The sequence below is a fragment of the Thiospirochaeta perfilievii genome (genome assembly GCF_008329945.1).
Taxonomy (GTDB): Bacteria; Spirochaetota; Spirochaetia; order DSM-2461; family DSM-2461; genus Thiospirochaeta; species Thiospirochaeta perfilievii.
In genome coordinates this window covers 2,098,977-2,111,971 of the sequence record NZ_CP035807.1, presented here as the reverse complement: position 1 = coordinate 2,111,971, position 12,995 = coordinate 2,098,977, and the positions used below count along the sequence as shown (strand labels likewise).

Annotated in this window: 14 protein-coding genes; 5 read left to right on the top strand and 9 right to left on the bottom strand. The window is 33.6% G+C overall.

Annotation, left to right across the window (positions count from 1 at the left end; genetic code table 11):
* Position 1 precedes the first annotated feature (1 nt).
* Genes EW093_RS09620 through EW093_RS09605 form a run of 4 tightly spaced genes read left to right on the top strand, consistent with a single transcriptional unit; the run spans position 2 to position 4,125 of the window.
* Positions 2-1,216, top strand: coding sequence for an ABC transporter permease subunit (locus EW093_RS09620; RefSeq protein WP_149568196.1), 1,215 nt, complete (start codon positions 2-4; stop codon positions 1,214-1,216).
* The gene (locus tag EW093_RS09615; protein WP_149568195.1) at positions 1,209-1,994 is read left to right on the top strand and encodes an ABC transporter ATP-binding protein; all 786 of its coding nucleotides are present in this window, start codon (positions 1,209-1,211) and stop codon (positions 1,992-1,994) included. The genes EW093_RS09620 and EW093_RS09615 overlap by 8 nt, the downstream gene beginning before the upstream one ends.
* Positions 1,994-2,701: an ABC transporter ATP-binding protein gene (locus tag EW093_RS09610; RefSeq protein WP_149568194.1), complete on the top strand. Its 708-nt coding sequence runs from the start codon at positions 1,994-1,996 to the stop codon at positions 2,699-2,701. Before EW093_RS09615 ends, EW093_RS09610 begins: the two co-directional genes overlap by 1 nt.
* Complete coding sequence (locus EW093_RS09605) at positions 2,701-4,125, top strand: Ig-like domain-containing protein (protein WP_342781935.1); 1,425 nt, start codon at positions 2,701-2,703, stop codon at positions 4,123-4,125. The genes EW093_RS09610 and EW093_RS09605 overlap by 1 nt, the downstream gene beginning before the upstream one ends.
* Before the next feature lie 4 nt (positions 4,126-4,129).
* Here EW093_RS09605 and EW093_RS09600 read toward each other — a convergent pair whose 3' ends face one another.
* The 3 genes from EW093_RS09600 to EW093_RS09590 all read right to left on the bottom strand — a co-directional run bounded on the left by EW093_RS09600 (position 4,130) and on the right by EW093_RS09590 (position 6,373).
* Positions 4,130-4,495 carry a response regulator gene (locus EW093_RS09600; RefSeq protein WP_149568192.1) on the bottom strand — a complete coding sequence of 122 codons (366 nt, stop codon included), beginning with the start codon at positions 4,493-4,495 and terminating at the stop codon, positions 4,130-4,132.
* A 67-nt stretch (positions 4,496-4,562) separates the two neighbouring features.
* Positions 4,563-5,393 (bottom strand): peptidylprolyl isomerase, encoded by an 831-nt coding sequence (locus EW093_RS09595; RefSeq protein ID WP_149568191.1) that lies wholly within the window; start codon positions 5,391-5,393, stop codon positions 4,563-4,565.
* Positions 5,394-5,473: 80 nt separating this feature from the next.
* Positions 5,474-6,373, bottom strand: a complete 900-nt coding sequence (locus tag EW093_RS09590; RefSeq protein WP_149568190.1) for a hypothetical protein — start codon at positions 6,371-6,373, stop codon at positions 5,474-5,476.
* Positions 6,374-6,692: 319 nt separating this feature from the next.
* Here EW093_RS09590 and EW093_RS09585 point away from each other — a divergent pair, with 319 nt between their 5' ends.
* Entirely contained in the window at positions 6,693-8,543 is a 1,851-nt protein-coding gene (locus EW093_RS09585; RefSeq protein ID WP_149568189.1) for a methyl-accepting chemotaxis protein, read from the top strand.
* A 2-nt stretch (positions 8,544-8,545) separates the two neighbouring features.
* Here EW093_RS09585 and EW093_RS09580 read toward each other — a convergent pair whose 3' ends face one another.
* The 6 genes from EW093_RS09580 to yfcE all read right to left on the bottom strand — a co-directional run bounded on the left by EW093_RS09580 (position 8,546) and on the right by yfcE (position 12,968).
* Positions 8,546-9,190: an endonuclease III domain-containing protein gene (locus tag EW093_RS09580; RefSeq protein WP_223111681.1), complete on the bottom strand. Its 645-nt coding sequence runs from the start codon at positions 9,188-9,190 to the stop codon at positions 8,546-8,548.
* Position 9,191: 1 nt separating this feature from the next.
* Complete coding sequence (gene pyrC, locus EW093_RS09575; protein WP_149568188.1) at positions 9,192-10,181, bottom strand: dihydroorotase; 990 nt, start codon at positions 10,179-10,181, stop codon at positions 9,192-9,194.
* Entirely contained in the window at positions 10,159-11,133 is a 975-nt protein-coding gene (locus EW093_RS09570) for a WG repeat-containing protein (protein WP_149568187.1), read from the bottom strand. Before EW093_RS09570 ends, pyrC begins: the two co-directional genes overlap by 23 nt.
* Entirely contained in the window at positions 11,134-11,727 is a 594-nt protein-coding gene (gene yihA, locus EW093_RS09565; RefSeq protein WP_149568186.1) for a ribosome biogenesis GTP-binding protein YihA/YsxC, read from the bottom strand.
* Positions 11,728-11,735: 8 nt separating this feature from the next.
* The gene (locus tag EW093_RS09560) at positions 11,736-12,329 is read right to left on the bottom strand and encodes a TetR/AcrR family transcriptional regulator (protein WP_149568185.1); all 594 of its coding nucleotides are present in this window, start codon (positions 12,327-12,329) and stop codon (positions 11,736-11,738) included.
* Between the two features lie 90 nt (positions 12,330-12,419).
* Positions 12,420-12,968, bottom strand: coding sequence for a phosphodiesterase (gene yfcE / locus EW093_RS09555; RefSeq protein WP_149568184.1), 549 nt, complete (start codon positions 12,966-12,968; stop codon positions 12,420-12,422).
* Positions 12,969-12,995 lie beyond the last annotated feature (27 nt).

The window sequence follows — 12,995 nt, the reverse complement described above, 5'->3', positions numbered from 1 at the left end:
TATGAGTAATATTGAAATTTTAAAAAAATCAGCAATTAACGCTCTATTGGGTGTACTTTTAACATTCCCTATTACTGTTATTAAAGTAAATACAATAGACAGAGAGATAACATGGCGTTGGTATATGATACTACTAGTTGGATCTGTAGTTTTCTTAATAAGTTTTCTGTGGATAAAACAGCTTGAGAGACAAAAAGCAGGTGTAACATTTAAGTTTAAAGAGAGTAAAATTGGACAAAGATACCACACTACTATATCAAAACCAGGAGTTTTAAAGTCAGTTTTGATTACTGCATTAGTATTAATTACTGCAATACCTTTTATAACATCACCTTATACTACTGGGATTATAACATCTGCTCTAATCTACATTATATTAGGTCTTGGACTCAACATTGTTGTAGGTCTCGGAGGGCTTTTAAATCTTGGTTATGCCGCATATTTTGGAGTAGGAGCTTATACCTATGCCATATTAAATATGAATTTTGGTGTAGACTTTTGGGTAGCTCTACCACTAGGAGGTATAGCTAGTGCCCTATTTGGTTTTATAGTAGGTCTTCCTGTATTAAGACTAAAAGGTGACTATTTAGCCATTGTAACACTAGGTTTTGGAGAGATGACACGAATAGTAACCGAGAATTTCGATAGTTTAACTAACGGTTCTTCAGGAATTGCAAAAATTCCGAAACCTTCTTTTTTTGGTCATACATTTGGTTCTTTTGGATCTACAAGATATATCTATCTAATAGCATTAGCTGTAGTAATTTTAGTAATATTTATTGTATGGCGAATGGAGAACTCAAGGGTTGGGCGATCATGGGTTGCCATGAGAGAGGATGATATAGCCTGTGAGTCAATGGGTATTGATCTACATAAGTCAAAACTAACCCTGTTCATTATTAGTGCCGCAATTGCTGGTATAGCTGGTGTTCTTTTTGCAGCTAAAAACACATTTATAAACCCTCAGTCATTTACTGTTTGGGAATCAATAATGATTCTTTGTATAGTTGTTTTAGGAGGAAAGGGTTCAGTTCGTGGAGTAATTTTAGGAGCATTAATTATTATACTTCTACCAGAATATCTTAGAGCTTTTCAGCAGTATAGAATGTTAATTTTTGGATTTTTATTAGTGGTAATGATGGTATTCAGGCCAGGAGGAATAATCCAAAATGTACGAAAAGTTTATAAAATAGAAGGAGACCTTACCAATGAGTAATAAAGTTTTAGAAATTAAAAACCTTCTAATGCAGTTTGGAGGTCTTAAAGCAGTAAACAATGTCTCATTGGATGTTAACAAGTCAGAAATTACTGCATTAATAGGTCCCAATGGAGCTGGAAAAACAACATTTTTTAACTGTGTTACAGGAGTTTACGAGCCAACCTCCGGGGACATAAATATAACCCAACCTAACGGTAAAATTGTGCGAGCAAATGGACTTAAACCTAATAAAATAACAGAACTTGGTCTTGCTAGGACATTTCAGAATATAAGACTATTCCAAGACATGACAGTATTAGAAAATGTAATGATTGGGAGACATACAGTTACTAAGGCAAATATCTTTAATGCTATTATTAATGGTAAAAAAACAAGAGAGGAAGAGCAAAGAATTATCCATGACAGTTATGAGATATTAAAAAAGCTAGAATTGGATCAATTTGCCAATGAGTTTGCCTGTAACCTACCCTACGGGGCCCAGAGACTACTTGAAATAGCTAGAGCATTGGCAACGGACCCTCAAGTTCTACTATTAGATGAGCCGGCCGCAGGAATGAACCCCCAAGAGACCATTTCTCTAATTACAACTATTGAAAAACTAAAGTCAGAACACGACCTATCAATACTCTTAATAGAACATGATATGCACCTTGTTATGAATTTATCCGATATGTGTTATGTAATGGACTATGGAAAACTAATAGCAAAGGGGACACCTGAAGAGACAGTAAATAATCCAGTTGTTATAAAAGCATATTTAGGAGAGGAGTTTTAATGTTAAAAATTGATAACATCCACACATATTATGGTCACATTCATGCATTAAAGGGTATCTCTCTAGAAGTACAACAGGGTGAGATAATATCTTTAATTGGAGCAAACGGAGCAGGAAAGTCAACTACACTTCTCTCTATTTCAGGATTGGAGCAACCTCGGTCTGGTACTATAACATTTGACGGAAAAGAACTAAATGGCATGACTCCAGATAAAATAGTAAGCCTGGGTATTACTCAAGCTCCAGAAGGTAGAAGAATTTTTCCAGGACTTACAGTTTTAGAAAACCTAGAGTTAGGAGCCTTTCTTAGAAATGATAAAAAACAGATTAAGAAAGATATTGAATTTATGTATACAATGTTTCCTATTTTAGGTGAGAGAAGAAACCAATTAGGAGGAACTCTATCTGGTGGGGAGCAACAGATGTTAACTATCTCCAGGGCACTTATGATGGAACCAAAACTACTTTTATTAGACGAACCATCCCTAGGTTTAGCACCAATTATTGTAGCTCAGATATTTGAGGAAATAAAACGTGTAAATCGGGATTATAACATCACAGTATTCTTAGTTGAGCAAAATGCAAATCAGGCTCTTAAGATATCTGATAGAGGTTATGTGTTGCAAAATGGTGTAATAACAATGACAGATACAGGTGAGAACCTACTTAAAAACGACGAAGTTCGAAAGGCCTACCTTGGAGCTTAATCATTAAAAACATCCTTACTTTAATACTAACCGCTATACCCGGTCTACTCTTTTCTTTAGAGCTGACCGGGGAAATAAACCTAGGGAATGCCCTTTCAATGGAGGTTATAACCCAGGAAATTAGCGTTACCAATAGTAGTAGTACCGATCTAGAAATAACCTTTCTCTCCCTTTGTGACTGTTTGTCTATAGATCCCCAGTCTAGAACAATAAGTGCAGGAGAGAGATCTCTTTTTAACCTTACCCTAGAACCTGAAGGTTATGGTGTAATGAGTAGACACATGCTTGTTGATAAAAATGGGAAGAAGACTACAACAAAAGTATTTGTAACTCTTCCAGATCCTCCTAAAGAGACCCTCTCTATGGGATGCCCAGAGTGCAGAGAGAAGGAGAAGGCTATAGAGGATCAAGAGAGGGCTAAGAAGATATTAGATAGTTGGATTATAGCTGATATCTATTACTCCCCTGGTTGCTCTACATGCGAAGAGTTTATTATGGATGCTGGAGTTGAATACACCATAAAAAAACACAATATTTTAGAAAAAGAGGAGCTGACCTCCCTAGAGAAGAAGTTGAAATTATTAGATATAGGACTTAAAGAGTTTCCCCTATTAATCTATAAAGATAGAGTTCTACAGGGAGGAGAAGTAAATATTGAAAAATTTAAGAAGATATTATCTTTTAAACAAGAGACCACACTTAATGAAAAATACAGAAATACTCTAGAGTACCTAAAGCCCCTTCCTATATTTTTTGCAGGTCTTTTAGATGGAGTAAATCCATGCGCTTTTACCACTCTTCTCTTTTTAATATCATCCCTCTTTTATGTAGGAAGAGGGCGTAAAGAGATTTTAACAGTTGGTATTATATTCACTATAACAATTTTTTTATCCTACTACCTAGTTGGTCTAGGTCTACTTAATGTTATAAGAACCGCCTTTATTTTTCCAATAATTTCAAAAGTGATAAAATATATCTTAATTATTGCCCTACTAATACTAAGTTTATTAAGCTTTTTTGATGCTTATAACGCAAAAAAAGGTAGCGTAAACCAGATGAAATTACAGCTACCAAAGGGTATAAAAAAAAGGATTCACAATGTAATCAGGAAGAATACTAGAAATAGAGGTTTAGTTGTAGGTACAATTATAATTGGTATAATGGTTACAATTTTTGAATTAACTTGTACAGGACAAGTCTACCTACCAATTATATCCTACATAATAAAAATTGAAGCTAGTTTATCTTCCTATTTCTACCTTACCTTATATAATTTAGGTTTTATTATTCCACTTGTATTGGTATTTGCAACTATATATAAGGGTAGTAATAATAAGAAAATTGCCACATGGTTTAGTTCTAGACTCTATATTATTAAATTACTATTAGGGTTACTATTTGTAAGTATGATATTTTTTATATAATAAATTATTTTAGAAGGGACTCGATCTCTTGATTTAGCAGGTTAAGATTAACTAGTGGTTTGTAATATACAACATTACATACACGGGGTAGGGCTTTAAGCTCATGACAAAGAGTATACTCTTCGCTACCTGTAAACATTATAAACTTTGTATTATTTGTCTTATTATATACTTTTTTTATAAAATCATCTCCTCTTAATCTTGGGAGCCTTAAGTCTACAATAATAATATCAAATGAATTATTCTCTAGAAGCTCTACAGCCTCTTCCCCACTTATAGCAAGGGAGACACTATATCCACAATCTTCGAAATGATAAAAAAGACTATTTCTAACACCATCATCATCATCAATTATAAGAATTTTATGCATAAAAAAAATCCTCCTAACTTAATTATTAGGAGGGCTATAAATATTTCCAGTAAAAAATTATAATATATTATAAAGAGTCACTCTCTATTTCGATTTTAGCACCTGCTCTTAACTCAGTGATCTTTTTTGAGATCTTAGCCTGAGCTTGAACTTGCTCTAAATGTCTTCTTATTCCAGCAGATACATCCTCAAAGGACTGTTTTCCCCCATCATTTTTACCAGTAACTTTTAATATATGAAAACCAAAGTCAGTTTTAAAAGGTTCAGAAACCTCATCTAACTTCATACTAAAAGCAGCTGTTTCAAATTCAGGAACCATCTTACCTTTACCAAAGAAACCTAAGTCACCACCATTTTGACCACTAGGGCACTCTGAGTGCTCTTTTGCCATCTCTTCAAAAGACTCCCCAGATTTAAGCTTATTGCTAATATCATTAATATCAGCCTCTTCTTTTACAAGAATATGGGAAGCTTTAACCTGATCTTGTGAAACAAATTTATCCTCATTTTCTGTATAAAAGTTTTTAACATCTTCATCTGAAACACTTATTTGACTATAAAATTCACCTTCGATGTAAGATTTTAAAATAATATCATCTCTAAGTCTCTCTTTAACTGTGGCCTTTGTATCACCCATCTCTTTAAGTGTATTTTCAAACTGCTCTTCTGATGGGAATTGGGATATTAACTTTTTAAAGTTATCTTCAACTTCTTCATCTGTTGGTAAAAAATCCCCTTTTTTACCTTCTGTTAAAAGTAGAAATGTATCTACAAGTTGATTAGCAACAATTAACTTATCTTCTGCAGTTAACTCATTTTTTCTAGTGTGAGACATATAATTATAACATGCACCTTGAAATTCGTTTTTACTGAGTTCCTGGTTATTTACTTTGATCATTCTTGGAATCCTCTAATTTGAATTTAATTAACTATATACATGGTAACCACAGAAGCCTTTTTTTACAAGGTTATATCAGATCAAATTCCAGAGCCGGAGATAGGAACAACCCATAATTCGGATCCCTTCCATTCTCCATCTATCTTTTTATAAACCATCTTAGTAGAAATATCCTTAGAACCACTCTCGACAAGGGGCATAACATAGTTTTCTTCAAGATCTATATAGTTATCATATGTTCCTACAAAGATATCTATCCAATAATCAACTCCATTATTCTTTTCATACAGCATATCTTCCATAGAGAAGGACCAGGATGAATCATGGGGAGTGAACATTCCATTATGTTTGTAATCCCCTGAAAAATTATACCCATCCATAAACTTTAAATAGATCTGTCTATCTATACCACTTTTAATATTATCTGTAACTGCTATAGTGTTCCATGGGACTAAGTCTGTCTCAACTTCATTTTGAGCATCCCATGCCTTACCCCAGGGACTCTCGGAAATTGGAATAACAACATATAGGGTTACTCCTGTTTGGGATTTTTTTAGAGTATAAGTAGAACCCTCTGGTCCCTCTATATTTATATCATCTCCAGTATATGTAAAATCTGTACCATTTAACTGAATTACATAGTCATTTATACCATCACCGTCGGAGTCATAAAATCCACACCCCTCCATCTGATATCTTAACCAGAGAGACTCTTTAAACCACACATTGTTATCATTTATATTTGCAACTTTAACCCTGCTAACACTCTCATCATCCCAGTTTATAGAGTCATCACTGTACCCAATTAATATTGGTGTGTAGGGACCAGAAACTGGTTCGTCTTCTATTTTTGGATCAAATGTCCAATAACAAGTTATTACAGCTAAAGACTGGTTATCAGAAAAGATGGTCTTTCCATTGGAGACACAGCCTGCAAGTATAAAAAGTAAAAAAACGGATACAATTAACTTTATTTTCATAAAAACTCCTTTTAAATTGAGTAATTTTATCGTGAAAACATTAGACTGTCAAATAGAATATATACCAAATGGCACATAGATAGTAACAGAAACTTATTCTAATATATTTATATAAGATAAGAACGGAGGGATTTATGAAAAATAATCTAGCAATAACAGTAGTATCTCTAATTAGTTTACTTTCAGTAGCATCGCTATTAACTATGATTTTTTTACCATTAATGATGTAAAGATTCTTAATTCATTCTTGATTTATACTTTAAGGAGGTGTAAATTAATAGTCCAAACTACATTAACAAGGCTAGTTTAAAGGACTTATATGAAAATCAGAACAAAACTTCTATCACTAATTGTAATTATGATTGTTTCAACATCAATATCAACTGGAATTTATGCAGGATTTAACTTATATACTAAGAAAATAGATGCAGAAAAAAATATACTACAGCTTTATAGAAACAGCATTAAGAAATCCCATACCGAGTTATTTAGGTTTTTACTAGATGCTTTCGAGATAAAAGAACAGAGGGAGGAGTTTGAAAACTCCCTTAAAGAACAGAAAAAAATCTACGAACAGGTAAACAATATTACGCTACTCTCAAAGATTGATAAAAATGTATCCCAAGCTATAGATAATATAAAAAATCTTCAGGACTACCAAAATGGCGGGCTTACAAAGTTTAACAACGCTACAGATGAATTATTAAAAGTTGTAGAAGATATAATGAAATCCAGTGATAAATTTGTACTAAATACACTCAATACAAGTACAGGAGGGTTTGCAGAAAGAGATATATCAAAATTAAAATTCTATGTAAGCAAAATGAAAAGGGAGTTATACGCCTTAGAAATAGGATATCAAACTTCTGTAAATATAATAGATGATCAATACGCAATTATCGATAGTAAGATTAAATCCTTTGAAAGGTTAGGGAATACCCTATCTATTATTCTCTATGTTACTATTTTAGCCTTCTCCTTTTTTATAGCTTCCCTTATAGCGGGTAAAATATCAAAATCTATTGGTAGTATAAATAAAAGCCTCTCTATAATGGCTTCTGGTGACCTACAAAATGAGATATATGTTAAATCCAAGGATGAACTATCAACACTAAGTAAAGAGATGAATACCTTTCAAGATGGTTTAAATGACTCTATAAATAAGATAAAGGATTATTCCCATAAAAATGAGATTATACAGGATGAGCTAATTAATACAGTTACAGAGACTTCATCCTCATCCGAGGAGATCTCTGCTAATATAAACTCTGTAGAGAAACAAATTATCACACTAAATAACAATATATTTCAATCTAGTAACAAGGTTAACCAGATATCTGAGTTTACAAACAACTTAAATAGTCATATTTCAGACCAGATGGCTATGGTAGAAGAGTCTACAGCCTCTATAACCCAGATGATTGCATCTATTTCCAGTGTTTCAAATTTAACAGATAAAAACCAGGATATTATGCAAAGACTCCAGGAGACAGCTAAAGAGGGAGACTCACAGATAAATGAGACTACGGATATTATTGAAGAGATAAACTCATCTGTACAAAATATTGGTGCAATGGCTGAGGTAATTCAGAATATCTCAGATCAGACCAATCTATTGGCTATGAATGCTGCTATAGAGGCCGCCCATGCCGGGGACGCAGGTAAAGGATTTGCAGTAGTTGCAGACGAGATTAGAAAGCTATCTGAAGCATCTACATTAAGTAGTAATGATATATCTAAAAACCTAAAGGATATAATTAAAAAATTCGAAAGAGCTTCAATTTCAGGTATAAATACCAGGGAAGCATTTGGAAACATTTATGGAAACATTAAGGATGCCAGTAACTCTCTACTAGAGATATCCTCTAGTACCTCCGAGCTAAATATTGGAGGGAAGCAGATACTTGAAGCGATGGATAATCTAAGCGATATTTCCAGCGAAGTACATAATCAGTCAGTATCTGTGAAGGCTAGTGCAACGGCTGTAAGAGAGAGTATGGTTGAGGTCTCAAATATATCCAATACAGTTACAGATGCAATGGCAGAGGTTAATATTGGCTTCCAAGAGATACAAAACTCAATAGCAGGATTAGAAAAAATTTCAAATGATGTTGGTTATGTTAGTAGAGACCTTAACAAAGAGGTGGAAAACTTTAAAACAAAAAAATAGCACTACTTTTTAACAGACCTTCTAGCACAAAGATGGGATATTGGGCAAATTTCACATTTTGGGCTAATAGGCCTGCAGAGGTATTGGCCAAACATTACAAAAATAGTGTTAACCCTAAGCCAATACTTCTTTGGAAGTTTTTTCCTAAGTCTCATCTCTGTTTCAAAGGGAGTTTTTGTTCTTATATAATCAATTCTATTTAGTATTCTATGTACATGAACATCAACACAGATAGCTGGAATCTCAAAAGCTTGGGCTAAAACTAAATTTGCAGTTTTACGCCCTACCCCAGGTAGAGTTATTAGTTCATCTATAGTTCTAGGGATTATCCCATTAAAGTTAGTATTTAAAGCACGTGGTAGTTGTTTTAGATATTGGGCTTTATTTTTATAAAATCCTACAGGGTAAATTAAATCTGCAATCTCATCTTGACTAAATTTATCAAAGTCATCGGCACAATCTACAAAATTAAAAAGCCTACTTGATACTTCTGCAGTGGTTCTATCATTTGTACGAGCAGAAAGTATAGTTGCCACTAAAATCTTAAATGCCGACCCTGTTTGAACTTTAATCAAGTCAACAACTGGAACTTGGTATTTTTTTACTTCTATCTCTAATATAGAAAAAATTTCATCAATTTTAGACACGCTATTTTAAACTCCAGGATATCTTCTCTCCAGCTAAAAAGGGAACAACTCCATTTATGTCTTCTGGAACTTCCATACTTTTATTAATTAAAGTTATAGTCTCACTGTTTATTGGTAGTCCATAAAACTCTGCACCAAATTTTGATGTAAAGTTTTCTAGAAGGTTTAGAACTCCATTATTACTAAATAGTTCAACTAACTTAGGTAGTAAAACAGGGGCAGTATATACTCCAGCTTTAGGCTTGATTGTAATTTTATCGACTCTTTTATGTGGGGCACTGTCAGAGCCAAAAAAGAACTTCTTCTCCCCTGAAAATGCAGCCTTCTGAATTGCTAACCTATCCTGAGGTAGTTTTGGTATAGGCATACACTTGTTGTTAATATTATTTACAACATCTTCAATTGTTAACAGTAGATGGTGCAGGGAAATTGTACCAGCTATATTATTGGGGCAGGATTTAATAAAATTAATTCCAGCTTCTGAAGATACATGCTCTAAAATTATCTTTAAATCTGGAAACTCTCTATTTATATCCTTAATAATAGGTAGAAAATCCTTCTCTCTATCTAAAATAAATGAGTCTGGAACCTCCCCATGAATACTTAGGATCATCCCGGTCCTCTCCATCTCTTTAAGAACAGGTCTCATAACAGTCCAATCTGTTAAACCATCCCCAGAGTTGGTAGTAGCACCAGCAGGGTAGTATTTTCCTGCCAAAACCCCACAATCCTTTAACTCTTTTATTATATTTGGATTAGTATTTGGTAGTATTTTAAATGTCATCAGAGGTTCAAACCCTGGCTCTAGGGCTGTAATAAACTCTCTATAATCTTCAACATCTTTAACTGAAACAACAGGAGGTATGGTGTTTGGCATAACAATCCCTCTTTTAAACTGTTTAGCGCTATCTTTTAAATAGGCTTTTAAATCTTCACCCTGTCGTAAATGTATATGGAAATCATCTGGTTTAATTATTGTTATCTCTTTCATGACTTAAATTATATATTACTTCTCCCTTTGTATTAATAACCATGGGTCTATTATCTATATAAACTGTTGTTAATCCAAAAGAAAAATCTTTAGCAAAATCCCAGGTAGGTTTAATTATAAGTCTTCCTGATCGATCTATAAAGCCATGCTTACCATTATCTACAACCCTTGCTAGGTTATTAAAAAAGGGGTAGGAGTAGTCATACTCGGTTTTAATAACTATAACCCCTTTAGTGTTTATATAACCCTTTAAACTATTACCCTCGACATAGGCTAATCCATTGGAGAACCCTGTCACATAGCTATAGACATCTTCTGTTACCCACTCTCCTGATTTATCTATATAACCAGCTCTTTTACCCTTAAAAACTGGGGCAAGACCCTGACTGAAATCTCCAGCATAACTAAATTCAGCACTTATAATTACTTCCCCTAAAATATTAACATAACCAAATTTATTATCTGACATAAAGGGAGCTAAATCCTCCTTAAAGAGTCCAATGTAGCTGTAGGGAGAACTGTATATAACTTCCCCCCTCTTATCTATAAAAAGGGTTTTATCTAATAACTCAACCCTAGATACTCCATTATTAAAGGATGTTGCACTTCTGAACTTATATGGTATAACCAATACACCATTTTTATTGATGAAACCCCATTTATTATCTAAAAGTACTGCAGCTAACCCCTGGGAGAAATCCAAAGCACCTTGATATCTATACGGAATAACCTCTTCCCCCAATTTATTAATGTAACCCCAACTCTCTCCATCTAATGACACAGAACAGAGGGACTCACTAAACTCACTACCCTTTTTAAAGGATTTATCAATTACGACTTTACCACTAGAGTTGATATAAATAATTCCCTTATCATTTGAAACTCTAATTAACTGCTTTTGGCAACTTAGAGTAAAAAAAATAAGTAGAATAATTACAACTCTCTTTATCAACTATGCTTTCATCCAATTACTTATTTTTGACTTTAATTCTGGGAGTCCAAGACGGGTCTCCGAAGAGAATACCTGAACGGAAATATCAGTTTTAATATCTGATACTGATTTTTGAACCGAAAATAGTGTCTGATTGATCTTATTTTTTTTAAGCTTATCAGCCTTTGTTAAGACTAGATGCATTGGAAGTGCTCTTTCATCACACCACTCTATCATCTGAATATCATTCTCTTTTAAGGGGTGTCTAATATCCATAATAATAACTACACCTCTTAGACTTTGACGACTTCGTAAAAAGCCCTCCATTAACCCCTGCCACTCCTGTTTTAAACTCTTTGAAACTGCGGCATATCCATATCCTGGTAGGTCGACAAGAAACCTTTTATCGTCTATACCAAAGAAATTTATCTGTTGAGTTCTTCCTGGTTTACTACTAGTTCGAGCTAACTTCTTCTGCCCAGTTAATGTATTTAGTGAACTAGACTTTCCTGCGTTTGATCGTCCTGCAAATGCAACCTCTATAAACCGATCTTCTGGTGGTTTTGATTTTGCACTAAAAGCAGTGGTAAACTTGGCTTTGTTAAAATTTAACATAATTTTCCTTATTTTCTAAAACAGTCTATAACACACTTCATACGTATTATATTCTCTTCCCTTGTGGATTGTTCTGTAAGAGACAACTGAACTACAATAGACTCTATCTGGCTTACCAATATATCTGTCATACTCGGTATGTGTAAATCCTTAAACATATCCATTTTTATTCCATCACTAATAATTCTAGAGAATAACTTTCTTATTCTAATAGTCCTTCTGTTTAGACTTCTGGCAAACCGCCGCCCCTCACTCTTTACTTGAATTAAAAACTCAAGAAGTAAAAATAGAAGTTCTCTTCTTGTAAAACAGACATCTATAATGTCCATAATTATCATCTCTAGTTTTTCGTCAGGATTGATATCCTCTCTCTGTCCTAGGGTTTTATAATCTACCTGTAGGGAGTCTGTAAAAGTTTTTATAGCATACTTGAAAATATCATCTTTATTGCCAAAATATTGATACAGAGTAGTTCTCGCAATACAACACTTATCAGCAATATTAGCCAATTTAGTATTTGAGTACCCCTCCTCTATAAAGATAGCTAGAGCCATCTCCATAATGTCTCTTTTCCTCTCTTCATGATCTACTATTTTTGGCAAAACAGCCCCTCCTATTGATGAAAATAATTATATTTTTATTATTAACAGATTATCAGTAAATGTCAAAATAATCCAGTAATCTTATTTTATTTAGTTAAATATACAGGATAATATTAAACTGGAATCCATTAAATTCCGAACTTCCCATTTTGTGGAAGTTAAAATAGCATAACTTGCAGGAAAATCCCCCTTTGGAAGGGTGATGGAACCTGGATTTAAACTATAAATCCCATCCAGACAACTGCCATCTGGGATATGAGTATGACCATATAAAAAGATTGACCCATCTTTTAATGGAGGAAGACTCTCTTTAGAGTATTTATGTCCATGGGTTATAAATATCTTTCTAGAACCATTATATAGGTATGAGTAGTCCCCTGTTATGGGAAAATCTAAAACCATCTGGTCCACCTCACTTTCACAATTACCTCGAATAGCTATTATCTCACCTTTAACTTCATTTAATAGATCTATGACTCCCCTTGGATTATACCCCTCAGGTAGTGGGTTTCGAGCCCCGTGATAAAGAATATCTCCACATATTATAATACTCTCAAAGTTACCTTTTTTATATATATTTAACGCTTTTTCTAAAGCGGCACTACTACCATGAATATCGGATATTACAAAAAAATCCATTTTTTAACTCCTTACGAATAAAATCAT